Here is a 26,368-nt window from a genome sequence, read left to right as displayed (position 1 = left end):
GCCTGAGGATCGGCCCCGCTCCTGTTCACCAGGCGGCCCCCGAACATCCCCCACGCCCCTCCCCACAAGGGGCCCACCGAAGGGTTGACGACACGATGCGAAGAATCTTTGCCGTGCTCGCCGCCGCCGCTCTGGTCCCGGTGTTCGCCATGGCACCGGCCGCGGCCGCTCCCACCCCCGCCGAATCCGGACCCGAAAAGACCTACATCGTGGTCCTGGACGACGACGCCAACCCCCGCGAGGTCGCCAAACGGCACGGGGACCGCCCCAACGGCATCTACCAGCACGCCCTGACCGGCTACGCCGCCGAGATGACCGCCGCCGAGGCCCGGGCGCTGCGCTCCGACCCCGAGGTCGACTTCGTCCAAGAGGACGCGGTCGTCCACACCATGGCCCAGGACACCCCCACCGGCATTTCCCGGGCCTTCGCCCCCGACAACGAGAACCTGAAGATCAACGGCCAGGAGGACTTCCGGGCCGACGTCGACATCGCGATCATCGACACCGGCATCGCCGAGCACCCTGATCTCGACATCGTCTCCCGCACCGACTGCACCAGCGGCACCTGCCGCGACGGGTCGGGCACCGACGGCAACGGGCACGGCACGCACGTCGCGGGCAGCGCGGCGGCCATCGACGACGGGTCCGGGGTCGTCGGCGTGGCCAATGGCGCCCGCCTGTGGAGCGTCAAGGTGCTGGGCGACGACGGCGGGGGCACCCTGGCCGCCGTCACCGCCGGCATCGACTGGGTCACCGGACATGCCTCCGACATCGAGGTCGCCAACATGAGCCTGGGCTGCGACGGCTGCTTCGACCAGGCCATGAGCCAGGCCATCTCCTCCTCGGTGGACGCCGGCATCGTGCACACCGTGGCCGCCGGCAATTCCTACAAGAACGCGCAGAACTTCTTCCCGGCCAACCACGACGACGTGCTCACCGTCTCGGCGATGGCCGACTCCGACGGCAAGCCCGGCGGCAACGGCCCCTCCTTCTCCTGCCGTACCGACCAGGACGACACCCTGGCCGACTTCTCCAACTACGGCACCGTCGTGGACATCACCGCCCCAGGCGTGTGCATCTACTCCACCTGGGCCAACGGGGGCTACAACACCATCAGCGGCACCTCCATGGCCGCACCGCACGTCGCCGGGGCCGCCGGCCTGCTCGCGGTCGGCGACAGCAAGCCCACCAACCGCGCCGACGTGATGGCCATCTACGAGACGCTCAAGTCGACCGGCAACGGCGGCTGGGACGACACCTCCAACGACGGCGTCCGCGAGCCCCTGCTGGACGTCGGCGACGCCTCCACCTACCCCGCCGACGGCGGAGGCGGCGGCGACACGCCCACCGCCGTCATCGGGCACACCTGCGACGACACCTCGCGGACCTGCGAGTTCGACGGCACCGGCTCCGCCGCCCCCGAGGGCGAGATCACCGGCTACGCCTGGGACTTCGGCGACGGCACCACCGGTGAGGGCGCGACCCCGTCCCACACCTACACCGCGGACGGCACCTACACCGTCAAGCTGACCGTCACCGCCGACAGCGGCGCCACCGGCACGACCTCCATCGAGGTCAAGGTCGGCACCGAGCCCGGCAACGAGGTCCCCACCTCCGCGTTCACCGCGACCTGCTACGCCTCCTGGGACCTGTGCACCTTCGACGCCTCCGGCGCCAGTGACCCCGACGGCACCATCGCCTCCTACGCCTGGGACTTCGGCGACGGCACGACCGGCAGCGGCCAGTCCACCTGGCACTTCTACAACTCCGGCGGCACCTACGAGGTCACCCTGACCGTCACCGACGACAAGGGGGCCAGCGGGACGACCACCAAGACGATCACCGTCCGATAACGGCCGTCGCGCTCACCGGCGCGCGTCCCACGCGGGCGCGTCTGTCGACCCGGGCGGCGCCTCCTCACCCCGCACCCGCGGGGCCGGGGCGCCGCCCATTCCGCTGGCGTGGGACCCGGGCATCGGCGCTCCCGCGGCGGGGAGCCCCGGGCCTTTCAGGATCGGGGGAACCGCCCCGTGGTGGCGTGGGAACCCTCAGTTCTCACGCCAGTCCTCGAACGCAGCACGATGGGCGAGGCTACGGCTTGACCGGGACGCCTGAGCTTGGACCCTCGACCAGCGCGAGCAGGGGGATTCCTGGCTCAGGAAGCCCCGCAGGTCAGCGACCTGAAAGGGCGTACTCCCTGAACACCAGCCGAGACGGAACCTGCCCGGTTCAATAAAGCAAAGCTGGGTTGTTCTGTGCCGTCTTGGTTCTCGACCGGCACGGTGTACGCGCGTGGCTCTCGCAACGCACGCGGTACACCCCTACCCGGTTACCCGATCACGTGGGCGGTCGTTCGCCCTGGCGGCGCAACCCCGTTCGTGCCCCGCTCCGCAGGGGATCGATTCCTCCCCCGGCCGAAGCCGGGGCATCCCCGAAGGACAGCCGGTGATTCCTGGTGGGCTGGGCGGAGGTCATCCGCCCCCGGCGGGCTTTGGCCGCCTGGACGCGGGGTTCACCCGGCAGCTGGCTGGGGCGTCCACTGGCGAGCCCGGTCCGTTCAGGACCGCGAAGCTGACACCGGCACCCACTCCGGCAGCGGCTCGGCGCGCTCGCGCCACCCGCGGGCAGCTGCCCCCAGGGCAGCCGCGTGCCCACGATGCCGCCGACGATCGCGCAGGTCGTGTCGAGGTCCCCGCCCGCCGTCGCGGCTGCCGCGGCGGCCGCCCACAGCGCCCCGGGGACGTCGTCGTGGTGCTTGGCCGCCGCCCACAGCGCGAACGGCACGGTGTCGCGGGCGCCGATGAGCTCGCCGCAGCCCAGCTCCGCGGCCACCGCGCACGGGTCGGAGGAGATCAGCAGGGCGCGGGCGTCGTGCACGGCCTCGTGCACCGCGCCGGAGGGAATGTGGTCGAGCACCTCGTCGAGGAACTCGCCCGCCCCCAGCGGTTCGCACCGCCCCGCCACCGCCGCCGCGGCGGCCACCGCGACCGCCCCGGCCACCGCGTCGGCATGGGTGTGGGTCACCTCGGCCGACAGCCGCGCCTGGTGCGCCGCCTCGGCCACATCATCGGCGAACCAGGCCCCCAGCGGGGCCACCCGCATCGCCGCGCCGCTGCCCCACGACCCGGCCCCGCCGAACTGGGCGGGCGCCAGCGCGCGCCAGTCGCCGCCCGCCTGCACCGAGCGCAGCAGGTGGTCGGTGGCGGTGTGGTAGCCGCGCAGCGCGTCATAGTGCGCGGCGAAACTCGCGACCAGCGCGTCCTGCTCCACCCGCCCGTAGCGGTACAGCACCGCATACACCGAGCAGGCCATCTCGGTGTCGTCGGTCCACTCCCAAGGCCGCGGCGGCAGTGTGCGCTCCCGCACCGCCTCGGCCCCGTCCGGCGCGAACAGGCGCGCCCCGAACGCATCGCCCAGCGCGAGCGCGTTCAGCGACACCGCCGCGCGCCCGGCGTGGGTGGAAGCGTTGGACACCATCGCACTTAGCACCATGCCCACACCAACCCTCCGCCTACCCCCAACGCGTGCCCCCGCCCGCCACCTGGCCCGTTCACGCAAATGTGACCTGGGATGGCAGAAGAACGAAACACGCGCGTCACACACGGCTGACCACGCGGAAACACCCTCTGGGTTGCCTGGGAAACCACGGAGGCGACCGGTCGGCGCCGCCGCCGGCTCCCCGCCGACCACAAGGGAGAAGAAGTCGCAAATGAGACAACTCGTCGTCATCGGCAACGGCATGGTGGGCCACCGCCTCGTCGAGGCGGTCCGCGACCGCGACGCCCAGGGCGCGTGGAACATCGTGGTCCTGGGCGAGGAACCGCGCCCCGCCTACGACCGGGTCGCGCTGTCCTCCTACTTCGACGGCGCCACAGAACACGACCTGCGCCTGGCCGACCTGGGCGAGGGCGTCGACCTGCGGCTGGGCGAACGCGCCACCGCCATCGACCGCCAGAACACGACGGTCACCACCACCTCCGGCGCCGTCATCGACTACGACACCCTGGTGCTGGCCACCGGCTCCTACCCGTTCGTGCCGCCCCTGCCCGGCCACGACCTGCCCGGCTGCCACGTCTACCGCACCATCGACGACCTGGACGCCATCACCGCCTCCGCCCGCAACGCCACCACCGGCGTCGTCATCGGCGGCGGCCTGCTCGGCCTGGAGGCCGCCAACGCCCTGCGGCTGCTCAACGTCGACACCCACGTCGTCGAACTGGCCCCCTGGCTCATGCCCGCCCAGGTCGACGAGGGCGGCGGCGCCCTCCTGGGCCGCCTCATCGAAGAACTCGGCGTCACCGTGCACACCGGCAACGGCACCTCGCACATCGAGGCCGGCGAGGACGGCCGCCCCACCGCCATCTACCTCGGCGAGGAGCGCATCCCCACCGACGTGGTCGTGTTCTCCGTGGGCATCCGCCCCCGCGACGAGGTCGCCCGCCAGGCCGGACTGGACATGGGCGAACGCGGCGGCGTCGTCATCGACGACACCTGCCGCACCAGCGACCCCCACATCTACGCCATCGGCGAATGCGCCAGCCACGACGGCACCGTCTACGGGCTCATCGCCCCGGGCAACGCCATGGCCGAGGTCGTCGCCGACCGGCTCGTGGGCGGCGAGGCCGCCTTCACCGGCGCCGACACCTCCACCAAGCTCAAGCTGCTCGGCGTGGACGTGGCCAGCTTCGGCGACGCCCACGGCCGCACCGAGGGCGCCCTGGACGTCGTCGTCAACGACGCAGCCGGCCGCCGCTACGCCAAGCTCGTCGTCTCCGACGACGCCACCACCCTGCTCGGCGGGGTCCTGGTCGGCGACGCCTCCGCCTACGCGGCCCTGCGCCCCCTGGTCGGACACGAACTGCCCGGCGACCCGCTGACCCTGATCTCCCCGGCCGGAGCCGACGGCGGGGGCGTGGGCGCCGGCGCCCTGCCCGACGACGCCCAGATCTGCTCCTGCAACGCCGTCACCAAGGGCGCACTCACCCAGGCCATCGCCGAGGGCGCCTGCGACGTGCCCGCCCTCAAGGGGTGCACGAGCGCCGGCACCAGCTGCGGCTCGTGCGTGCCGATGCTCAAGCAGCTGCTGGCCGCCTCCGGCGTGGAGCAGTCCAGCGCCCTGTGCGAGCACTTCACCCAGTCCCGCGCCGAGCTCGTGGAGACCATCCGGGCCACCGGCATCACCACGTTCTCCGACCTCATCACCCGCCACGGCACCGGCCGCGGCTGCGACATCTGCAAGCCGGCCGTCGCCTCCATCCTCGCCTCCCTGGGCGGCGGCCACATCCTGGAGGGCGAGCAGGCCGCCCTGCAGGACACCAACGACCACTTCCTCGCCAACCTCCAGCGCAACGGCACCTACTCGGTCGTGCCCCGCGTCCCCGGCGGCGAGATCACCCCCGACAAGCTCATCGTCATCGGCAAGGTCGCCCGTGAATTCGGGCTCTACACCAAGATCACCGGCGCCCAGCGCATCGACCTGCTCGGCGCCCGCGTCGAGCAGCTGCCCGCCATCTGGTCGCGCCTGGTCGAGGCCGGATTCGAATCCGGACACGCCTACGGCAAGGCCCTGCGCACCGTCAAGTCGTGCGTGGGCACCACCTGGTGCCGCTACGGCGTCCAAGACTCCGTGCGCATGGCCATCGACCTCGAACTGCGCTACCGCGGCCTGCGCTCCCCCCACAAGATCAAGGCCGCGGTGTCCGGGTGCGCCCGCGAATGCGCCGAGGCGCGCGGCAAGGACTTCGGCGTCATCGCCACCGACAAGGGCTGGAACCTCTACGTCGGCGGCAACGGCGGCTTCACCCCCCGCCACGCCGAACTCCTGGCCTCCGACCTCGACGACGCCACCCTCATCAGCTACATCGACCGGTTCCTGATGTTCTACATCCGCACCGCCGACCGGCTGCAGCGCACCGCCGCCTGGATCGAGAACCTCGACGGCGGGCTGGACCACCTGCGCGACGTCGTCGTCCACGACTCCCTGGGCATCGGCGCCGACCTCGAACGCGACATGGCCGCCCACGTCGCCAACTACGCCGACGAATGGCGCGGCGTGCTGGAGGACCCCGAAAAGCTCGCCCGGTTCGCCTCCTTCGCCAACGCGCCCGAGGCCCCCGACCCCACCATCAGCTTCGACACCGAGCGCGACCAGCCCGTCCCGGCCGGCCCCGTCGCCCTGGGGATGCCGCAGCTGCCCACCGACGGCACCACCCCCAACGGGGACGCCGCCCGCACCGCCCCCGACGGCTCCGCACCCGTGGAGGTCTGACCAGATGACCGCACCCGCCCTTCCTGCCCTGCCCACCAGCCCCGACGGCCAGTGGGTCCCCGCCTGCCCTGCCGAGCGGCTCCTGCCCGAGCGCGGTGTGGCCGTCCTGCTGCCCGACGGCCACCAGGCCGCCCTGTTCCGCACCCACGACGGCGCGCTCTACGCCCTGGACAACATCGACCCGTTCAGCCACGCCGCCGTGATGTCGCGCGGCATCGTCGGCGACCGCGGCGGAGAGCCCACCGTGGCCTCACCCATGCTCAAGCAGGTCTTCTCGTTGCGCACCGGCTCCTGCCTGGACGACCCCCAGGTGCGCCTGGCCACCTACCGGGTGCGCGAGCGCGACGGGCGCATCGACGTCAGCATCCGACCCGACGAGGCCCCCCAGTGAGCGCCGGCATCGACCACCTGCCCGGCCCCCGCACCGAACCCGCGGCGACCGTGGCCCCGCTGGCCGGCTTCACCGTCGCGGTCACCGCGGCCCGGCGCGCCGACGAGCTGGCCGCACTGCTGCGCCGCAAGGGCGCCGAGGTCGTGTGCGCCCCAGCGCTGCGCATCGTCCCGCTCAGCGACGACCAGCGCCTCGCCGCCGCCTCGCGCCGCCTCATCCACGACCCCGTCGACATCGTCGTGGCCACCACCGGCATCGGCTTCCGCGGCTGGGTCGAGGCCTGCGAAACCTGGGGCCAGGCCGAACCGCTGATCGCGTCCATGTCCCGCTCCCGCCTCATCGCCCGCGGCCCCAAGGCCAAGGGCGCCATCCGCGCCGCCGGGCTCACCGAGGAATGGTCACCGCCCTCCGAATCCTCCGCCGAAGTCCTGGACTACCTCCTGTCCACCGGCGTGGAAGGGCTGCGCGTGGCCGTGCAGCTGCACGGCGAGCCCCTGCCCGACTTCTGCGCCGCCCTGCGCATGGCCGGAGCCGAAGTCGTGGAGGTCCCCATCTACCGGTGGACCACGCCTGAGGACGTCGGCGCCCTGGACCGGCTCATCGACGGCATCACCGGCGGCGGCATCGACGCGGTGACCTTCACCAGCGCCCCGGCCGCCGCCGGGCTGCTGGCCCGCTCCCACCAGACCGGCGCCCAGCCCCACCTGGTCAACGCACTGCGCGGCGACGTGCTGGCCATGTGCGTGGGCCCAGTCACCGCCCGCCCGCTGATGGCCCACGACATCCCCACCGTCTGGCCCGCCCGCGCCCGCATCGGCGCCCAGGTCCGCAAGCTCACCGAGGAACTGCCCGACCGGTTCCCCGACCTGCCGGTGGCCGGGCACCGCATGCGGCTGCGCGGGCACGCCGTCCTGCTCGACGGGGTCGTGCGCCCCATCTCGCCCGCGCTGATGCGGGTGCTGCGCCAACTGGCCCGCCGCCCCGGCCAGGTGCGCGACCGCGCCGACCTGCTGGCCAGCCTGGGCGGCGACGCCGACGCCCACGCCGTGGAGACGGCCGTTGCCCGGCTGCGCACCGCCCTGGGCGACCCCAAGATCATCCAGACCGTGGTCAAGCGCGGCTACCGCCTCGCCCTGGACAACGGCGACTGCCCGCCCTCAGGAGCCTGATGCCTGCCTCACCCCGCACCTTCGCCCTGGCCGACCCGCCGCGGGACGCGGCCGCGCCCACGCTGCTGCTGGCCGTGCACGGCACCCGCGACCAGCGCGGCGTGGCCGTGGCCCGCGCGCTGGCGCGGCGCGTGGGCAGGCGCGCGGGTGCCGACGTGCGGCTCGCCTTCGCCGATGTGCTGGCCCCTGATGTGGGCGAGGTGGCCGCCACGGTCGACGGCCCGGTCGTGGTGGTGCCGGCGTTCCTGGCCGCCGGGTACCACGTGCACGTGGACATCCCCGCCCAGCTCTCCCGCGCCGGACGCCAGGACGCCGTGGTCACCGGGGCGCTGGGCGGCGATGCGCGGCTGATCACCGCCGCCGAACGGCGGCTGAGGCGCGCGGGATGGGCGCCGGGCGACGCTGTGGTGCTGGCCGCGGCAGGCTCGTCCGACGCGGGCGCCCGCGCCCAGGTGCGCGATGCCGCCGACCGGCTGTCGGGGGCACTGGAGGCGCCGGTGGAGGTGGGCTACATCGCCACCGCCACCCCTCGGGTGCCCGAGGTCGTGCGGCGCGTGCGCCGCCGCGGGCACGGGCGGGTCGCGATCGCCTCCTGGCTGCTGGCGCCGGGCCTGTTCCACCAGCGGCTGGCCGAGGCGGGAGCCGATGTGGTGGCCGCTCCGCTGTGCCCGGACGACGAGGTGGCCGAGGCGGTCGCGGCCCGCTACCGCGAGGTGCTGGTCGCCCAACCGGCATAAGCGCCCCTCGCCTCGCGCGTGGACGCCATCGTTGCACCGGTGGCGCGCGTATGCGTGGGCGCCGGATCCTGGCCGGATCCGGCAACGCGCCTTCCTTTTTCCTCTCTAGAGGGAATGTAGGAGGGGGTGCGGACCGCGCGACGCGATCGGAGAGCCATGTCCCCCGCCAGGCGAGCAATCGAGTCCCGCGAGGTCTGGGACCGCGACGATCCACGGCTGGACCGGGCCGCAGGCGCGTGGGTGGGTGCCGCCGCGGCCGCGTGCATCGTCGGCACGCCCCCGGCGATGACCGCCGAGATCTGCCACCCCGAGGGGGACGGCACCGGCCCGGCGCGGCTGGCGTGGCTGGTCACCACGGCGCTGGCCAACATCGGCGACCCCGCGGCGGCGGCCAAGGCGGTGGACGGCCCGTTGGAGCGGGAGTGGACGGCGGCGCTGTGCCGCACCGTGGGCGAGGGGCGGGTGCCGCCGGTGGAGGCGGGCGCCCCCGAGCGCAGCCCGATCGCGACGGGGTGGCGCTCGGCGCTGGGGGCTCCGGTTCCGCCGCTGGATCCGGCGCGCGGGAGTTTCCCCTGTTCCCAGCTGGTCGAGGCGGTGTGGCGGGCCTATACGCGCTACGGCGACGAGGCCGGGATGTACGCCGGGGCGCTGGCGGGGGCGCGCTGGGGGATGTCGGGGGTTCCGCTGGAGGCGCAGCGGCGGCTGGCCGACATCGTGGCGCCGCGCGGCCTGGTGACGCGGGCGGTGGTGCTGGCGCGGGGCAGCGACCCGCTGCGGTGGCCCGAGCAGGAGCGCAATCACGCCAGCGACAGCCCGCACATCCGCCACCCGTTCGCCGTCGAGCACCCCTATGACCCGGGGGTGACGCTGTGCAATCTGGCCTATGTGCGCACGCGGCGCGACGCGGAGGCGGTGGTGACGCTGTGCCGGCGGGGGCCGCGCGATGCGCCGTCCTACCTTCCGGCGGGCGACCGGGTGGAGGTGTGGCTCGCCGATCGGGAGGCGGTCAACCCCAACCTGCACTTCGTGCTCGATGAGGCGGCGGGGGCGGTGGCGGCGCTGCGTGCGGAGGGCAAGCGGGTGCTGCTGCACTGCGCGGCCGGCCAGTCGCGCACGCCCGCCGTCGCGGCGCACTACGCCGCCTCGGCGTGTGGCGCCGGTGTGGTCGAGGCGCTGCGGTCGACGATCCGCGCGGTGGGCGGGCATGTCGACACCCCGGAGCTGGCCCGGGCCGCCGCGGCGCTGAGCGGTGTGGAGTTGACCGACCCGGCGGCACAGCTGTTCCCCGACGGACTGCCGGCACAGCGGGCGACGCCGCCCGGGTGAGTCGCTGGGCCGTGCGTTCCCCCTCATTGTGGGCTCGCTGCTGCGGCAGCACTCGAAACGCACGGCCTGGCGGGCGTGGTCGGCTCTTTTGCGGCGATGCTGCGAGTGCACCGCGACCACGCGGGATCGGGCGGGCTAGAGCTTGCCTTCGTGGAGGCGGAGCGCGACGCCCACGGCGAACAAGGTGGGTGCCCATTGCCCCACGAAGATGCCCCAGCGGTCAGCGCGGGCGATGCTGGCGTCCTCCGCCTTCTTCGAGGCGAGCCAAGTGACGATGCTGAGTCCTATGGAGGCTGTGCCGGCGGTGTAGGCCATTTCTGAGGTGACGCCCATTTCGGACAGTTTCGCGATCATGGTGCTCCTCGCGTGTTGATCGTCAGGTCGATGGGCTGCTACCCGGGGCGCGGTGGGCGGAATCTCCATGGAGGGTCAAGGGGGATGCACTTTGACCTGCTGGGATGGAGCGCGCCGCGCGGGTGGCCCGCGACCGGAGGATGCGGACCACCGGGGCTCCCGCTGGTCGTAACGGGGGTTGTGCGGTGCGGGAGCCCACGACGTCGCACGCGCCTCCGTCGTTGATCACGGCCAGAGACCCGGTCCTGTGCGTTGTGCCGGGCGAGCGGAGCCCGGACCGTGGGCGATCGGGGCGCAGTGCCGGGCGCCGGGGCCTCGCATCCCCTTCTTCCCGAGTTCCCCGTTCCCGCCGTGACCTGCGGGTCCGCAGCGCATCTCACCCCTACCCGCCCTAAGGGATCGGGGCATTTCCGGCCTAACGGTTGACCGTTACTATCCCGTGACGGTAGAAACATGGGCACCCCACACGGGGTGGGTCAAATACGGATGAACTACGGCACATGCTCTCGTTCACACCATGCACTACGCAGGGAGGCGTAAAGCAAACCCAACGTAGGCAAATGCAGTGACAAGGGACACAAACCCCCCAAATTGGTTTCCGTGACCCTCCCGTTATGCATACGCTCGGCCAGGTCGGTTCACAGCCCCTGACCTGCGGCTTAACCCCTGACCGACCCCCACCCCCTGTTCCGGGTGGAAGCCCTGTGCCCCCGGCGCCCCTCTGGTGACCCCCACGGTTCCACGGCCCCTGGCGCACGGCTGGTCCCTGTCCCCGTTCAAAGGACGTTCCCCGTGGGCAATCATGAGCCCTCTCGTACTCCGCTGCTCGAAAACCTGAAGACCAAGCGCGCCGTCGTCCTCACGGCGGCCGCGGGCGCCGTCCTCATCACCGGCGGCACCGCCGGCGCGGCCGTCCTGGGCGATCTCGGTGGCAGCCCGCGGAGCGCGGCCAATGAGATGAAGGTTCCCTCCGCCGAGGTCAACGACCTTGCGGCCGGAGCCGACACCGAGGCCACGCCCGACGCCGATGAGCGCAAGCAGAGCGAGGAGCAGCGCGACCAGGCCGCCGAAAAGGCCGCCCAGTCGGTCCAGGCCTCCGCCTCGCAGGCCAAGAAGGAGGAAAAGAAGCCGGAGCCGAAGGAGGAGCAGTCCTCCTCGGAGTCCTCTTCTTCTTCCTCGTCGTCCGGCTCCAACAACTCCGGGCTGACGCCCACCGGTGACGGCGGTTCCTGCCAGGCGTCGATGTACAGCGACCCGCAGCCCACCGCCAGCGGTGAGACCTTCGACCCCAGCGCCATGACGGCGGCCCACAAGTCCCTGCCGATGGGCACCATGGTCAAGGTGACCAACCCGTCCAACGGCAAGTCGGTCACCGTGCGCATCAACGACCGCGGCCCCTACGTCGCCGGACGCTGCCTGGACCTGTCCACGGCGTCCTTCACCTCGATCGCCTCGTCCAGCCAGGGCGTCGTCAACGTCGACTGGCAGGTCGTGAGCTAGGCGGCACCGCCCGCACCTCACTCCAGGTGAGAACCGACCTGTGGCTCCCGGGCGTACGCCCCGGGGAGCCACACGCGTCGGTACCCCCGCCCCCTCCCAGCCGCACACCGCGGGCGCGTGTGACATCGCCGGACGCGTGTGCACCGCGTGGCACAATGCCCGCAAGGCGACGCAGGGAAAGGGACGAGGCCGGTGTTCCGCAACGAGACCGGATGGGTGATCTCACCCACCGACCTGGTCGACGCCATGGAGTGCGACCACCGCAGCGCGCTCAAAGCCGCGCTGGCCGCCCGCGTCCACGGCGTCCCCGCCCCCGCCGAGATCGACCCGCTGGTCGCCCGCAGCGGCGCCGCCCACGAACAGGCCGAACTCGACCGGCTGCGCCAGGTGTTCGGCGAGGGCGTCGTGGAGATCGACAACCCCGAACCCACCCACGCCGCCATGGCGGCCGCCGCCCAGGCCACCGCCGCGGCCATGGCCTCCGGCGTCCCCGTCATCTACCAGGGCGTGTTCTACGAACCCGGCGAGGCCGGCGTCGCCTTCCACGGCCGCGCCGACTTCCTCATCCGCGACGACACCGACCCCGCCACCGGGCAGGACCGCCCCGGCCGCGGCACCTACGAGCCCTACGACACCAAGCTGGCCCACCACCCCGGCCCCGGGGCGCTGGTGCAGCTGGCCGCCTACGCCGCCGCCCTGGGCCGCATGGGACCTGCCGAGCCGGAGCACATGTACCTGGTCACCGGCGACGGCGCCACCCACGCCTACCGGGTCGCCGACTTCACGCCGCTGCTCGCCTCGGTCACCGACCGGCTCACCGGCCGGCTGCGCGGCCCCATCACCGCCCCCGACCCGCTGTGGGGCGAGCCCCGCCCCTCCTGCGAGCGCTGCGGGTACGCCGCGATGTGCCGGGAGGGCCGCACCGCCGCCCGCCACCTCACCCTCGTCGCCGGAATCCGCTCCGACCAGGCCCGAAAACTCAGCGACGCCGGCATCACCACCATCGACGCGCTGGCCGCGGCCACCGAGGAGGACCGGCCGCCCACCCTGCCCCGGCACTCCTACACCCGGCTGCGCGAACAGGCCGCCCTGCAGGTCCGCCAGGACGCCACCCGCACCGCCGCCAACCCCACCGGCGAGGTCATCGCCCAGGTGTATGCCCCCGACGGGCTGGCCGGCCTGCCCGCCCCCAGCCCCGGCGACATCTTCTTCGACATGGAGGGCTACCCCTACTTCGACGGCGCCGACGGGCGCGGCCTGGAATACCTCTTCGGCGCCGTCACCGAGGAGGACGGCGCCGCCCACTTCCACGCGTTCTGGGCCCACGACCGCACCGAGGAGAAGCAGGCGTTCGAGGACTTCGTCGACTTCGCCACCGCCCGCCTGGAGGCCGACCCTGAGGCGCACATCTACCACTACGCCTCCTACGAGGTCGACCGGCTCAAATCCCTGGCGGCGGCCTTCGCCACCCGCGAGCGCGAGGTCGACCTCCTGCTGCGCACCCACCGCCTCGTCGACCTGTACACGGTGGTCAGGAAGAGCCTGCGCATCTCGCAGCGCTCCTATTCGATCAAGTACCTGGAGCCGCTGTACTTCGAGGGGCGCGACGGCGACGTGGCCACCGCTACCGCCAGCATCGACGCCTACGCCGACTACCTGGGCGCCGTTGAGGCCCACGACTCCGACCGGGCCGAGAAGATCCTCACCGACATCGGCGCCTACAACTACGACGACTGCGTCTCCACCGCGCGGCTGCGCGACTGGCTGGAGGAGCGCCGCACCGCCGAGGGCATCACGGTGCGCCCCGCCGTCCAGACCGAGCTGAGCGAGGCCGAGGACGACAAGCGCCGCAAACGCGAGGAGAAGGAGGCGCGCCTGCGCGCCCTGACCGACCCGCTGATGTGCGACGTGCCCGCCGACACCCACCGGCGCGACGCGGCCCAGCAGGCCCGCGCCCGGCTGGCGGCCCTGGCCGGGTACTACCCGCGCGAGGAGAAACCCTCCTGGTGGGAGTACTTCCGCCGGGTCTCGGCCCCGGTGGAGGAGCTGGAGTCCGACAACGACTGCCTGGTGCCGCTGCGCGTGGCGGCGGGGGAGTGGCAGGAGCCCACCGGCCGCCAGCGCCGCGCCCGCCGCGAACTCCAGCTGCGCGCCGACCCCACCCGCCCCCACCCCTTCTCCGCCGACGACCGGGTGCGGCTGCTCTACCCCGGACCGCCCGGCCAGGGCGCCGACACCGTGGACGCGACCGTCACCGCCGCCGCGGCCGACCGGCTCACGCTGACCGAGACCGCTGAGCCCGAGCAGCTCTATGCCCGCGCCCCGGCCGCCGTGCTGCCCGGCCCGCCCATCCAGGCCGCCCCCAAGGACGCGGCCCTGGAATCGCTGGTCGAGCAGACCATCGCCCACCAGCCGGACTGGCTGCGCCTGCCCGGCGTGGACGTGCTGCGCCGCTTGGCGCCCCGGCTGCGCGGCGGCGGGGCGCTGCCCGACCCCGCCGAGCACGGAGGCGACCTGATCGCCACCGCCATCGCCGCCGTGGACCGCCTGGAGGACTCCTACCTCGCCGTCCAAGGCCCTCCCGGGGCGGGCAAGACCTACCTCGCCGCGCAGCTCATCACCCACCTGGTGGGCCGCGGCGCCACCGTGGGCGTGTGCTCCACCAGCCACAAGGCCGTGGAGAACGTGCTGGCGGCCGCCGTGCGCGCCGGAGCCGACGCCGGAACCCCCGTCCCGGCCGCCAAGCGCCCCAGCGGCAAGCAGGCGCCCGACCCCGACCTGCCCTGGGAGCAGCCGCGCAGCCTCAACGCGCTGTCCAGCTGGCGCGCCAAGCAGGAGGGCGGCTACCTCATCGGCGGCACCGCCTGGGGCCTAGCCAACGCCACGATGCTCGACGACCCCATGGACGTGCTCATCATCGACGAGGCCGGGCAGTTCGCGCTGGCCGACACCCTCGCCGTCTCGGCCGCCGCCCGCAACCTCGTCCTGCTCGGCGACCCCCAGCAGCTCCCGCAGGTCGTCCAGGGCACCCACGCCGACGGCGCCGACGCCTCGGCACTGGAGCACCTGGTGGGCGAGGAGGAGATCATCGACGCCTCCCGGGGCTACTTCCTGGACGAGACCCGGCGCATGCACCCCGCGGTGTGCGCCCCGGTCTCCGCCCTGTCCTACCGCGGGCGCCTGCACGCCCACCCCTCGGCCGCCGAGCGCGGCCTCGGGGGCGTGGAGGCCGGCCTGTACCAGGTGCCGGTGGCCCACAGCGGGCGCAGCACGCACAGCCCCGAGGAGGTCGAGGCCGCGATCGGCCTGGCCGCGACGCTGGTGGGAACCGCCTTCACCGAGCCGGGCGCCGACCCCCGCCCGCTGCAGCCCGACGACATCCTCATGGTCGCCCCCTACAACCTGCAGGTGCGCGCCCTGCGCCGGGCGCTGCGCGAGGCCGGGCTGCAGGGCGTACGGGTGGGCACCGTGGACAAGTTCCAGGGCCAGGAGGCCCCGGTGGTGCTCTGCTCCATGACGGTCTCCAGCGCCCTGGAGGTCCCGCGCGGCCTGGACTTCGTCCTGTCCCGCAACCGGCTCAACGTGGCCCTGTCCCGCGCCCAGGTCCTGGCGGCGCTGGTGTACTCTCCGGACCTGCTGACCGCCGCCCCGCGCTCGGTGGCCGAACTGCGCGTCCTGGCCGGATTCGCGGGCCTGTGCCACCAGGCCCGTCTCTGGCCGGGGCACGACGCGCCCTGAGGCGGCGCACCCGCCCCCGACGCGTGATTCGGCGCCCACAGCAGCGAAAAAGGCCACGAGGAGGACGACACTCGCCCACCTCACCCCTTGATCGACAGCCCCGAGCCGAGTTGGATGGTCGATGTCGCATCCAGACAGCGCCCCTCTGCCTCGATGACCGCCGAACATCGCCTGACCGACGCCGACATCACCCGTTTCACCCGTCCCGCTGAAAGGCATCACCGACACCGTGCTCGATTCTCCGTCCACGCCGCGCACGCCCCGGCGCGGCGCTCCACGAACCCTGTGGGAGAAGGTGCGTTCCCCGTTGCCGCCGGTTGAAAATGGAGGCCCGCCCATCCGCAACACCCGCCACCCCGTGGGCGTCCGCATCACCGCGGCCCTCCTGGGGGTGGCCGGCCTGATCCTGGGGCCCATCGGGTACCTCAACGCCGTGGCCGCCGACGCCGACTCCGCCGCCGAGTGGTACACGCTGGGCTTCGGGGCCGCCGTGGGCCTGCCGCTGCTGGCCGCCGCCATCACCACCGTCGCCGGGGACCGCGCGGCCGCCCGCTGGTCGCTGACGCTGCTGCTGTGGCCGATCGCCTACATCACCGCCATCCACCTGCTGGCCGCCGCGTGACCAGGGCACCGGCCCCCGCCGCCTAGGGTGGGGGCCGGTGCGGCCGAGCCGGGTGGCCGCGAGTGAGGCGATCGGAGGGCGTGTGTCACCCAAGAAGAAGAACCCCCGCACACCGCGCGATCGGCGCACCGGGCCGCAGGCGCCCCGCGGCACGGCCACCGCCCCCGCCGCCCGCCCCACGCGCACCCCGGTCGCGGTGGACGAGCCCGCGCGCTGGCCCGTGGTGGTGTGGTGCCTGCTGACGGCGGCCTGGATCGGCGGGTCCCTGGTGTTCTTCGTGCTCTATCTGGCCGAGGGGTTCGCCCTGCTCAACGCCGCGGAGATCACCGACACCGCCCGGCGCGCCACCGCCTGGTACCTCGTCGGGCTGCTCGTGTGCGCCCTGGTCGTCCCCTTGGCCGGCGCCGTGGCCGCCACGGTGCTGCGCCGCAAGGTCGCCGCGGTGATGTTCGGGCTCGCCCTGCTGCTGTCGGCGGCGCTCATGTACTCGCTGGCGTCCCCCGCCGACCTGGTGTCGGCCATCGGCGGCGCGCTCGGCTGACCAGCCGAAACACCTGCTGCCCGCAGGCCCGGCGGCGCCCGGCCCGGCCGCGGCCGCGCGCCCCACCCCGCCCACCGGCCCGCGATGCGCCATGATGGACCACCATGGACGACAACCTCGAAGACAGCCCCGACAGCGGCGACGTGGCCGAGATCGTACCGGCCGAGGTCCGCACCCGCCTGGAGCGCGGCACCCACAGCGTGCTCGTGGACACCCGCGCCCTGGAGGAGGTGCGCCGACGCTTCGACGACGAACAGGCCAGCGCCCTGGGCCGCTACCTGGCCTCCGCCCAGTCGCACAACACCCTGCGCGCCTACCGCACCGACTGGTGCGCCTTCACCGCCTGGTGCCTGGCCGAAGGGCGGCACTCCCTGCCCGCCGACCCCGTGGACGTCGCCGTCTACCTGGCCGCCGCGGCCGACACCGTCGGCCACGACGACCCCGCCCACTGGGCGCTGTCCCCCTCCACCCTGGAACGCAAGGCCGCGGCCATCGCCGCCGTCCACGGCGCCCACGGCCTGGCCTCACCCACCCGCTCCGACGTGGTCCGCATGACCCTGCGCGGCATCCGACGCCAACGCCGCGCCCGCCCCAACCGCAAACGCCCGGTGCTCCTGCACACCCTGGAAGCCCTGCTGGCCGAACGCCCCGCCCCCGGCCACCCCACCGGCGCCGCACGGCGCCGCGACGCGCTCCTGCTCCTCGCCGGCTTCGCCGGGGCCCTGCGCCGCAGCGAACTGGTCGCGCTGAGCTTCGACGACATCGCCGTGGACACCGACGCCAAGACCGGCGACCCCCTGCTCGTCGTGCGCCTGTCGGCCACCAAGACCGACCAGGAGGCACGCCACGCCCAGCAGGTCGCCCTGCCCCGGGGCCGGCGCAGCACCACCTGCCCGGTCTGCGCGTTCGCCGAGTGGGCCGACGCCGTGCAGGCCCACCGCGACGGCGGCGCCCCCGGTCTGCGCGCGTTCCTGGACGCCGACCCCCAGGCGCGTGACGACCGCGCCCCCTCCGACCCGCCCGCCCACCGCTGCCACACCTACACCGGCACCGACCTGGCCGACGGCACCGCCCGCCCCCTGTTCCCGCCCATCGACCGGCACGGCCGCCTGGCACCCCGCGCGATCACCGGGCGCGCCGTCGCCGACCTGGTCAAACGCTACGCCGAACGGGCGGGCCTGGACCCCCGCGCCTTCAGCGGGCACTCGCTGCGCTCCGGGTTCGCCACCCAGGCGGCGCTCGGCGGCGCCGCGGACCGTGAGATCATGCGCCAGGGCCGCTGGACCAACCCGCGCACTGTGCACGGCTACATCCGCACCGCCAACCCGCTGGAGGACAACGCCGTCACCCGCCTCGGCCTGTGAGCGCGCGCCGGGCTGCGGCCGCACCGGCCCACCGCGGTCGTCCGGAACAGTCCCGGAAGTTCAGGGTGACCACCCTGTGTCCGTTATGTGCGAAGATGCCGGGGTGATCGATGAGTTTCGCGCTGCATTCCAGGAGCTGATCGACGCCTCAGTCGCGACGGATCCGCAGCCCTTCCCCGCCGCAGCCCACAAGGTTTACACGCTGGTCCCCCACGTGCCCGAGGAAGAACGCGAACTCGCACTGGAGGCGTTGGCCCCCATCCTCGGCGGAGGCCACGCCCTGCCCGGCGTCGCCGCCGACCTCAGCCTCATCGCCGGAGCGATGGTCGAATCCGGGACCACCCCCGGCGCCACCGGCGTCGAAGTGGTCCGCCTCCTCCGGCTGATGGGCAAGGGCGCCGCCGTGTTCCTCTCCGCCTGGGAACGCACCGGCGGCGGACCCCCGCCCGACCCCGACACCGTCACCGCCGAGGCCGAGGAGCGCGTCGCCGCCGACCTGGCCGAAGCCGCCCCCACCGCCACCGTGTGCTGGTGGACCATCCGCCGCCACGGCCTGGCCGCCAAAACCATGCTCGGCACCTCCGCCGTGCGCGCCGCCATCCGCGCCGACCCCGCACTGCACGCCGAGCTCGTGGCGGTCTCCAACCAGCTCTCCTCGGCCCTGTGGGAGTTCGACGAGGTCCGCACCCTACTGCGGATGGCCGAAACCACCTCGGCCGTCGTCTTGGACCGCGCCTCCGGACGGGGCTTCCGCGTCCTGTTCGACGGCATCGGCGACAACTACCAGCTGCACGCCCTGCTGGCCGACGCGCTCATCGGCCCCGAGGGCCACGGCCTGGCCGGAGAACGCCCCGACCCCCGATGGACCGCCTCCTACCGCACCAGCGCCCCCGACCCCGAGGCGCGCATCGTGCGCAGCTGGTGGAACCTGACCTCCGCCGACGGCTCCTGGATCTGGAACGAAGGCGTCCCGGCCGATATCCCCGCTATCGACGGCGAACGCATCGTCGTGCTGGACGCCCAACCCTTCCCGCGCACCTGGAGCGCCGGACGCCGCCACCCGCACGTCCCCGGGTGGCTGGAGGTCGAAGAGGAGCTCACCAGCGACGAGGCCTTCCTGTGGTGGCGCCGCGTGGCCACCACCACGTCCGCTTCCGCCACCCATGCGGCTCAGGACACATCCGCCCGAACCGGCCAAGAGCCCTCTCCCCGGCAGGAGGCGGCCCCCGCCACCGACACCTCCGCACCGGCCACTGCGGGCTTTCCCACAGCCGTTCCCGACGGCGGTGCCGCAGCGCGACCCGCGCTGGAGGAGATCCGCGCCTCGGCAGGACCGATCACGCGCGCCGCCCAGCGCGCCGAGCCCCACAGCGCCCCGAACAGCGCCCCTGCAGGGGAGGAGTCCTCCAGCCCGGAGCCCCAACCCACGCCGGACGACGCACCGCCGCCCGATGCGCAGCTCGAGATGCCCACGGCGACCGAGGAGGACCCGCAGGCGGCAGCGACGGCCTTCCACGACGCCGATCCGGCGCCACCCGAGCAGGACGCCGCGCCCTCGGCCGGTCACGACGATGCCGACGGCCCGGTCGCCGACCCCTCGGCCGCGGCGGCGACCCTCCCAGCACAGGACCCGGCGCAGGACCCGGCCGCGTATGAGGGCAACGCTGCGGACCCCGCCCCCACCTGGGAAACCTCCGACGCGGGCCGCGACCCCGCAGGCGTCGACGCGTTCCTGGAGCGGATGCTGGGCTCCCTGCAGGCCGGCGCCGAGCAGAGCGGCCCCGACGCGCCGGACGCACCCGCCCCGGCCGATGCGGACCACGACGCGGCGCCGCCCGCGGACACCACCCCGCCCCGGCGGAGGCGGCGCCCGCGGCGCCCGCGCCTGACGACCGGGACACCCGCGTCGAAGCCGGGCCCACGGCGGGCGACACGGGCGCGCCGAGCCCCCTCGGCGCCGAGTCGAGCCCCTATTCCGCGGCGACCGAGGTGTTCCCGGTGATCACGGACGAGATCGCCGCCATGTTCGACGCCGAACGGGCCGCTGAAGAGCGCGCGGAAGACCACGGCGCGGCCGATGCGCCCGCCGGTGAGCAGCGCGCGGGCGGCCAGGACGGGGCGCCGGGCGCGTCCTTCCTGCCGCCACTGCCGCCCGGCGTTTCCGACAGCTCGCAGTGGGGGCCGAACTGGCTGTGACCCGCCCGCGGGTGCACGCCGAGCCTGCCGCAGCAGGAAACGCACGTCCGTGCGGCGGCGCACGTCCCGGAGGGGAGGGGCGGGTCAGTCGCTACGGCGGTGGCCGCTGGGGCGGGACGCGGCGGCGGGCTGCCGGTCGCGCTCGTCGTCTTCGTAGTCCTCGTCGTAGAGGCCGTCGAAGTACTCCTCCTCGGTGACGCCGTCGCCGTGCTCCGCGCCCGTCCAGCGCGATGCCAGGAACATGGGGATCACCAGCGCCAGGCCCAGCGGCAGGAAGACGCCCAGGGGCAGCAGGTCCAGGGCCCCGCTGAGGCCGGGGCCACGGGGGAGGCGGTCGGCGAGCTCGGGACGCAGCACGGCACCGACGGAAAGCCCGATCAGGGTGAGCCCCGCGATCCCCGGCACCATGGGGGTCAGCCGGGGTGCCGCCATGGCCACCGCCAGCAGCAGCGCGAGCACGCTCAGAACGGCCAGGGTCACGGCGCCCCCGGCACTGAGGAAGGTGGCCTGCTGCGCCTTCAGCTCGGTCAGGCGGGGCAGAGCCCACCCGGCCCCGAAAACGACGACGGGGGCCAGGACCAGTCCGGTCAGGAAGCCGACGAAGTGTCGCATGGGGGTGCTCCTCTCAGGACGTGCGCTAGGCACCCTAGCGACAATTCCCCGCCCCTGACCATTTCCGACAAGTCGGATGCGCGGCGTCGCGTGTCCCACCCGCACCCGCACTGCCGACCCTCCCCGGGCACCCGGCCCCCGCGCACCGGATCGACCACCTGCGAGCGCCGCCGCTAGATGGTTGGTGGGAGGTCTTCGGCCTGGCCGGTGGCGGCAGGCGAGCAGTGGACGCATGGGCGGGACGGAGTGCCCGCGGGCCTGCGGCGGTGGGTTCCCGGCGCCACACCATCGCTCGCTTCGTTGATCTCGGCGATGTGCACCTCATACCCGCCGGTATGAGGTGCACATCGCCGAGATCAACGAACGGGGAGGCGGGAAACCTGCCCGGGCCCGGGCAGGGCCGCTCCAGCCGACTCCCATCACCGATCTAGCGCGCCGACTGGCTCTAGTCTGGGAAACGTGAGTACCGAGGACGGGTCCACCGACCCCATCAACGACCCTGACATCATCAACCTGGCCACCAAGGTCTTCGACTTCGCCCGCAACGGCGACACCGAGTCCCTGGGCGCCTACCTCGCCGCCGGCGTCCCGGTGAACCTCACCAACGACAGCGGCGACACCCTGGTCATGCTCGCCTCCTACCACGGGCACGCCGACACCGTCGCCCACCTGTGCCGCCACGGCGCCGACGTCGACCGCCTCAACGACCGCGGCCAGTCCCCCCTGGCCGGCGCGGTGTTCAAGGGCGAAGACGAGGTCGTGGCCATCCTGGCGGAGCACGGGGCCGACCCCGAGGCGGGCACCCCCTCAGCGAAGGAGGCCGCGCACATGTTCGACAAGGGCGAGTACCTCCAACTGTTCGGCCCCCAGGACTCCTGAGGCCCATGATGGCCGCCCCCGACCCGCGGCCCCGGCCGGTGTTCGACCCGACGCTGCCACCGGCCCAACGCGACCTGCTCGCCGCCCACCCCCACGCGCTCATCCCGGCCACCCGCCCACCCCCGCCGCCCGTGCGGGCCCGCTGGGAGTTCCCCGACCTGCCCGACCGCTTCCCCGCACGCCTGGCCGTCGTCTCCGCACTGTTCCTCGTGGCGCTGATGACCCGTTCCGGGGCGCTGATCCTGGTCACCGGCCTGGGACTGGTCCTGGTCGCCGTCAACCTGGCGATCGCCGGGCTGCTGTCGGCCCGGCGCATCGGCGAATCCCCGGCCCGGGCCGCGGCGCGCCACTACCACGGCCGCTACCTGCTGGCCGAGGACCTCGACGCGCCCGCCCGCGCCCTGCTGCACAGCGCCCAGGAGGCGGTGGCCGCGGTCACCGCCTCACCGCTGGCGGCCACCGGCCACGTCGAGCCCATCGACCACGCCGTCGTGCTGCCCGAACAGCTGTGGGAGATCGGCACCCGGCTGCGCCGCCTGACCGACATGCGCGCCCGCGCGCGGGTGTCCTCCGACATCCAGCTCGACGTCGACGTCTCCGGGCTGCTGGCCGAACGCCGTGCGGCCCTGCGGGCGGCCGACGCCGCCGTCACCGCCCGAGTGGAGGCACTGGAGCGCTACGCCGCCCACCTCGCGGCGGCCGAGGAACACCACCGGCACCTGGCCGCCGTGCGGCAGCTGATGGAGGAACAGCAGGAGTACCGCGACCTGCTGGCGGCCAGCGCGGCCGACGAGCAGGCGATAGGGCAGGTGGAGGAGCTGACCGACCGGGCCCGCCTGGCCGAGGCGGACCTGCGCCGGTCGCTGGAGGAGGCCGCACAGGCCGCCCGCCTGCTGGCCCCGGACGACGGCCCGCAGCCGCCCTCACCCCATCGCGAGGACGACGGCGGGCCCGACGGGCCCGACGGCACCGCCCCGGGCACCACCGGCTGAGCCGCCTCCGGCCCGCGTCAGGTCGACCAGTCCACCGGCTGCCCGTCCTCCAGGTACACGGTGAGCCCGGCATCGGCGGCCTTGAGCGCCGTGGCGATCCGCCGCCCCCGGCCCCCGGGCAGCAGCAGGTGGAAGTCGGCGGCGTCGGCCAGCATGGCGTCGCTCAGCTCGTCGGCGGGCAGGCGGACCTCATCGAACTGCCCCGTCGCCAGCCGACCGGCGAAGATGAAGATGGTCGCGGGCCGGTGGTCGGGGCTCAGCTGCGGCGGGATCCAGTCGACGCACGCCAGCCCGTCCAGGCCGGGCACGAACCCGATCTCCTCGGCGCACTCGCGGCGGCAGGCTGCCAGCGGGGACTCCCGCTGCTCGATCACCCCGCCCGGCAGGCTCCACCCGGGCTTGTAGGTGGGCTTGACCAGCAGCACCCGCCCGTCGGGGGCCCGCAGGAGCGCGCTGGCCGCCCCACGGCTGCGCGGGAGGCTCTCGAAGAACTCCAGTTCGGTGTCGGCCATGGAACGACACCCTACGCAACGGCGCCGACACCCGCGGGCTCGCCCCCGGGGGGTCGTTGCGGGTGTGTCGGCGCCGTGCGGTGGCGGCGGGCTACCGCTCGCCGATGTCCAGCGGCCGGTCGCTGACCGGTGTCGTGCCGAGCCTGCGCCGCAGCTCATAGGCGCCGAGTACGACCGCCACGCTGGCCATGCTCGTCAGCAGCGGCCCGCGGTGCTCGGGCAGGAACGCCATCGCCACCAGGACCGCCACCAGCCCGGCCAGCGTCACCCAGCTGAGGTAGGGGAAGCCCCACATGCGGAAGGTGAGCCGCTCGGGTTCGGCAGCGCGCAGCCGCCGCCCCATCACCAGCTGGGAGGCGACGATGGTGATGAACAGGACCAGCAGAATCGCGCCGATGGAGGCGATGAGGAAGCCCAGGACGGTCTCGGGCCACAGGTAGTTGCCGATCACCGACACATACCCCACGACCGTGCCCAGCAGGATCGCGCGCGTCGGGACACCGCGCCCGCTGACCGACGACAGCGCCCGGGGCGCGTCGCCCTGCCGGGTGAGCACGTGCAGCATCCGCGAGGAGGTGTACAGCGCGGCGTTGAGCACGCTGAGCACCGCCACGAAGACCACGGCCTCCATGATGAGCGGGGCCGCCGGGACGCCCACGGTCTCCATCACCGACACGAACGGGCTGGTGCGCAGCCCGGCGTCGTCCCAGGGCAGCACCATGACCACCACCAGGATGGAGGCGATGTAGAACAGCGCGATGCGCCACAGCACGTTGGTGGTGGCCCGCGCCACGCCCTGCTCGGGCTCGTCGCTCTCCCCGGCGGCGATGGTCACGATCTCCACGCCGCCGAACGAGAACAGCACCACGACGGTGGCGGCGAACACCGCCACCCACCCGTTGGGCGCGAACCCGCCGTGCGCCCACAGGTTGGCGACACTCGACCCGTCGGTCCCGGGCCACATCCCGGCCGCGTACAACCCGCCCAGGATGAGGAACGCGACGATGGTCGCGATCTTGATCAGGGAGAACAGGGACTCGGTCTCGCCGAACACCTTCACCGAGATGAGGTTGGCCCCGGTCATGACCACCAGCAGGAGCAGCGACAGCAGCCAGGCGGGCGCCTGCACCCCTGCGGCCTCCACCCAGCCGGAGAGGATCGAGGCCCCGGCCACGGCCTCGGCGGCGACCAGGACGCTGTAGAGCCACCAGTACAGCCACCCGATGGAGAAGCCGACGCGCGGCCCCAGGGCCATGCGGGCGTAGTCGGAGAAGGACCCGGAGGCCGGGCGGGCCACCACCATCTCGCCCAGTGCCCGCAGTGTCAGGAGCACGAGTGCCCCGGCGATGGCATAGGAGACGATCGCGGCGGGACCTGCGGCGTGGATGACGGCCCCCGACCCGATGAACAGCCCGGCCCCCACGGAGCCGCCGATGGCGATCATCGTCATGTGCCGCCGCCGCAGCGTGTGGGCGAGGCGCGGAGCCGCGTCCGGGGATGTACTGGTATCCGCCTCAACGGGCGAAATGTCGTGCGAGGTCACGACCACACACACTATGTGGCAGACAGCACCGCCGACGCAGCTCACGCCCCACATGACACCGCTCACCGGGCGAGTGTGGGAGAGATCACCACCGACCGAGTCCTGCCGTGCGGCGCCACCGCCGTTGGCCCACCGCCCGCACACCGCGCCCCCGAGGCGCCGATCCCAGAGGCGGACCGGTCAAGGTCGCGGGCACCTACGGCCCACCCCATGGGTTTTGAACGGCTCGGCGCAGCCGGGTCAGGAACGCCAGCGCGGCCCCGGACAAGGTGACGTGGCAATACCATGCCCTCCACCCCCGTGCCCGCGAGTGGCCCCGGCCGGCTTCATTCTTCACGGTCGGGGAACCACGCCTCGATCGCCCACCTGGCCGTTTAGCCGACGGTCGGAGTCACCAGCCATGACTGGTTGAGATTGGTCGGGGCGCACTCGCTACCACCGATGGGTCCACCCGATGAACGGGCTTCCAAGCAGCCCTCACCCTGGGGGAGCTGGATCCGGATCTGGCCCACCGTCGGCTGCCCGGAGAGCAGGTCGTACTCCCATGGCGGCGCCCCGTCACAGCGCCCAAGGAGGGGCCCATAGGGCGCCGGAGCGAGGCAGCCGCCACTGGCCATGTTCCTGAGCTTGGAGACCTGGGTTTCACTGGGGGCTTGCCATGTCTGCCCACGAGAGACCGGCTCGGAGCACGGCTCCAACGTGACCACGGGCGTCTTGGTCGTTCCCGTCATGCATTGGCTGGGCACGCCGACGCTTGTCATCGTGAAGCCAGTGTCCGGGTTCGGCCAGTCGGCCAGGGCAGGGACGGCGAGTAGGGGATCGCCAGGGCGGCTCCGGCGATGACGGTCAGACCACGAACGAGACCACGCACAATGCCACCCTTCGAATCGGACCGATTGCACCACGTTAACCATCGGGGCGCTTGTACGAAACAGGAGGACGCTCCGATGAGTAGCTGGCGACAGGGCCGATATGACACCGGGAACTGCGCCGCATCCACGTCCAGGCGAAGGCGCCACCTCTGCCCGAGGGCGACGGTGAGCTCGGCGCCCCGCAGCTCAGCGATACGCAGCTGGGGCAGCAGCCCCAGATACCCCCGGTCGTTGTTCACCCCGGTGGCATGCGGATCACCCACTCGGTCACCGACGTCGTGGCGTGGGGCGCTGTCCAGGCGTCGGCCCCTGCAGCGTGCCGGCCAGAGCCGCTACCGCAGACGCCCAGGCAACAACCTGTCGCCGCAGGACTAGGCGCCGGGCTCGGCTGGGGGGAAATCGCCGGTCTCAGGGTCGACGCCGTCCACATCCGCAGCGCCGCCGTCGCGGACGGTGCGCAGCGGGCGCAGGGCGTCGTAGGCTTCGCCGTCGCTGAGCACTCCGCTGCTCGCGGCGGCCCGCAGTTCCTCCTTGGCGCGCAGGATGCACTGGCGTGAGCGTCCCGCGGGGCGTTGCAACCGTCCGGCGCGCCACAGCGGCTTCAAGGCCAGGTAGGCGTGGGCGTCGGTGAGTCGCCCGTCCTCCAGGGCCGCCAGGAGTTCCTCTGTCGCGCTCATCGGCCGCTCATCTCTTCTCATCTCCTCGCCGAGGGGTAGGCAGGGGCGTTGGGGGACGGGGCCAGGTCGGCGTCG

At 73.4% G+C, this 26,368-nt stretch carries 21 protein-coding genes; 15 read left to right on the top strand and 6 right to left on the bottom strand.

The window, feature by feature from the left end:
• Positions 1–95: 95 nt before the first annotated feature.
• On the top strand, positions 96–1,853 hold the full coding sequence (locus tag CDO52_RS15165) for a PKD domain-containing protein (RefSeq protein WP_026125861.1): 1,758 nt from the start codon (positions 96–98) through the stop codon (positions 1,851–1,853).
• Between the two features lie 484 nt (positions 1,854–2,337).
• On the opposite strand, the gene CDO52_RS15160 is transcribed toward CDO52_RS15165, so the two are convergent.
• On the bottom strand, positions 2,338–3,492 hold the full coding sequence (locus CDO52_RS15160) for an ADP-ribosylglycohydrolase family protein (protein WP_232524199.1): 1,155 nt from the start codon (positions 3,490–3,492) through the stop codon (positions 2,338–2,340).
• A gap of 217 nt (positions 3,493–3,709) precedes the next feature.
• Between CDO52_RS15160 and nirB the strand changes: the two genes are divergently transcribed.
• The 5 genes from nirB to CDO52_RS15135 all read left to right on the top strand — a co-directional run bounded on the left by nirB (position 3,710) and on the right by CDO52_RS15135 (position 9,891).
• Positions 3,710–6,268, top strand: a complete 2,559-nt coding sequence (gene nirB / locus CDO52_RS15155) for a nitrite reductase large subunit NirB (protein WP_094932474.1) — start codon at positions 3,710–3,712, stop codon at positions 6,266–6,268.
• Positions 6,269–6,272: 4 nt separating this feature from the next.
• Entirely contained in the window at positions 6,273–6,659 is a 387-nt protein-coding gene (nirD, locus tag CDO52_RS15150; RefSeq protein WP_094932473.1) for a nitrite reductase small subunit NirD, read from the top strand.
• Complete coding sequence (locus tag CDO52_RS15145; protein ID WP_017619021.1) at positions 6,656–7,828, top strand: uroporphyrinogen-III synthase; 1,173 nt, start codon at positions 6,656–6,658, stop codon at positions 7,826–7,828. Before nirD ends, CDO52_RS15145 begins: the two co-directional genes overlap by 4 nt.
• The gene (locus tag CDO52_RS15140; RefSeq protein WP_094932472.1) at positions 7,828–8,565 is read left to right on the top strand and encodes a sirohydrochlorin chelatase; all 738 of its coding nucleotides are present in this window, start codon (positions 7,828–7,830) and stop codon (positions 8,563–8,565) included. The genes CDO52_RS15145 and CDO52_RS15140 overlap by 1 nt, the downstream gene beginning before the upstream one ends.
• Positions 8,566–8,721: 156 nt before the next feature.
• On the top strand, positions 8,722–9,891 hold the full coding sequence (locus CDO52_RS15135; protein WP_232524197.1) for a protein-tyrosine phosphatase family protein: 1,170 nt from the start codon (positions 8,722–8,724) through the stop codon (positions 9,889–9,891).
• Between the two features lie 135 nt (positions 9,892–10,026).
• On the opposite strand, the gene CDO52_RS15130 is transcribed toward CDO52_RS15135, so the two are convergent.
• Positions 10,027–10,245 (bottom strand): hypothetical protein, encoded by a 219-nt coding sequence (locus CDO52_RS15130; RefSeq protein ID WP_017619018.1) that lies wholly within the window; start codon positions 10,243–10,245, stop codon positions 10,027–10,029.
• Between the two features lie 792 nt (positions 10,246–11,037).
• Between CDO52_RS15130 and CDO52_RS29105 the strand changes: the two genes are divergently transcribed.
• The 7 genes from CDO52_RS29105 (at position 11,038) to CDO52_RS15095 (ending at position 20,206) form a co-directional block, all read left to right on the top strand.
• On the top strand, positions 11,038–11,745 hold the full coding sequence (locus CDO52_RS29105; RefSeq protein ID WP_017619017.1) for a septal ring lytic transglycosylase RlpA family protein: 708 nt from the start codon (positions 11,038–11,040) through the stop codon (positions 11,743–11,745).
• Positions 11,746–11,937: 192 nt separating this feature from the next.
• On the top strand, positions 11,938–15,483 hold the full coding sequence (locus tag CDO52_RS15120) for a TM0106 family RecB-like putative nuclease (protein WP_094932471.1): 3,546 nt from the start codon (positions 11,938–11,940) through the stop codon (positions 15,481–15,483).
• Positions 15,484–15,790: 307 nt separating this feature from the next.
• Positions 15,791–16,105 (top strand): hypothetical protein, encoded by a 315-nt coding sequence (locus CDO52_RS15115; protein ID WP_026125858.1) that lies wholly within the window; start codon positions 15,791–15,793, stop codon positions 16,103–16,105.
• 82 nt (positions 16,106–16,187) lie between these two features.
• Positions 16,188–16,646: a hypothetical protein gene (locus CDO52_RS15110; protein ID WP_017619013.1), complete on the top strand. Its 459-nt coding sequence runs from the start codon at positions 16,188–16,190 to the stop codon at positions 16,644–16,646.
• Between the two features lie 104 nt (positions 16,647–16,750).
• Positions 16,751–18,010: a site-specific integrase gene (locus CDO52_RS15105; RefSeq protein ID WP_017619012.1), complete on the top strand. Its 1,260-nt coding sequence runs from the start codon at positions 16,751–16,753 to the stop codon at positions 18,008–18,010.
• Between the two features lie 103 nt (positions 18,011–18,113).
• Positions 18,114–20,012 carry a hypothetical protein gene (locus tag CDO52_RS15100; RefSeq protein ID WP_157745580.1) on the top strand — a complete coding sequence of 633 codons (1,899 nt, stop codon included), beginning with the start codon at positions 18,114–18,116 and terminating at the stop codon, positions 20,010–20,012.
• Entirely contained in the window at positions 20,009–20,206 is a 198-nt protein-coding gene (locus tag CDO52_RS15095) for a hypothetical protein (protein ID WP_094932469.1), read from the top strand. The genes CDO52_RS15100 and CDO52_RS15095 overlap by 4 nt, the downstream gene beginning before the upstream one ends.
• A gap of 84 nt (positions 20,207–20,290) precedes the next feature.
• Here the strand turns inward: CDO52_RS15095 and CDO52_RS15090 are convergent, their stop codons facing one another.
• On the bottom strand, positions 20,291–20,818 hold the full coding sequence (locus CDO52_RS15090; RefSeq protein WP_094932468.1) for a hypothetical protein: 528 nt from the start codon (positions 20,816–20,818) through the stop codon (positions 20,291–20,293).
• 459 nt (positions 20,819–21,277) lie between these two features.
• On the opposite strand from CDO52_RS15090, the gene CDO52_RS15085 reads away from it, so the two are divergent.
• Both CDO52_RS15085 and CDO52_RS15080 read left to right on the top strand, forming a co-directional pair.
• On the top strand, positions 21,278–21,697 hold the full coding sequence (locus tag CDO52_RS15085) for an ankyrin repeat domain-containing protein (RefSeq protein WP_017619008.1): 420 nt from the start codon (positions 21,278–21,280) through the stop codon (positions 21,695–21,697).
• 5 nt (positions 21,698–21,702) lie between these two features.
• The gene (locus CDO52_RS15080; RefSeq protein ID WP_017619007.1) at positions 21,703–22,689 is read left to right on the top strand and encodes a hypothetical protein; all 987 of its coding nucleotides are present in this window, start codon (positions 21,703–21,705) and stop codon (positions 22,687–22,689) included.
• A gap of 17 nt (positions 22,690–22,706) precedes the next feature.
• Here CDO52_RS15080 and CDO52_RS15075 read toward each other — a convergent pair whose 3' ends face one another.
• The 3 genes from CDO52_RS15075 to CDO52_RS15065 all read right to left on the bottom strand — a co-directional run bounded on the left by CDO52_RS15075 (position 22,707) and on the right by CDO52_RS15065 (position 26,293).
• Positions 22,707–23,201, bottom strand: coding sequence for an NUDIX domain-containing protein (locus tag CDO52_RS15075; RefSeq protein ID WP_017619006.1), 495 nt, complete (start codon positions 23,199–23,201; stop codon positions 22,707–22,709).
• Between the two features lie 91 nt (positions 23,202–23,292).
• Positions 23,293–24,651: an amino acid permease gene (locus CDO52_RS15070; protein WP_026125855.1), complete on the bottom strand. Its 1,359-nt coding sequence runs from the start codon at positions 24,649–24,651 to the stop codon at positions 23,293–23,295.
• Between the two features lie 1,336 nt (positions 24,652–25,987).
• Complete coding sequence (locus tag CDO52_RS15065; protein WP_017619004.1) at positions 25,988–26,293, bottom strand: hypothetical protein; 306 nt, start codon at positions 26,291–26,293, stop codon at positions 25,988–25,990.
• Positions 26,294–26,368 lie beyond the last annotated feature (75 nt).

Origin of the sequence: Nocardiopsis gilva YIM 90087 (genome assembly GCF_002263495.1) — a bacterium.
In the GTDB taxonomy this organism is placed as follows: Bacteria; Actinomycetota; Actinomycetes; order Streptosporangiales; family Streptosporangiaceae; genus Nocardiopsis_C; species Nocardiopsis_C gilva.
This window is presented reverse-complemented; position numbering and strand designations above follow the sequence as displayed.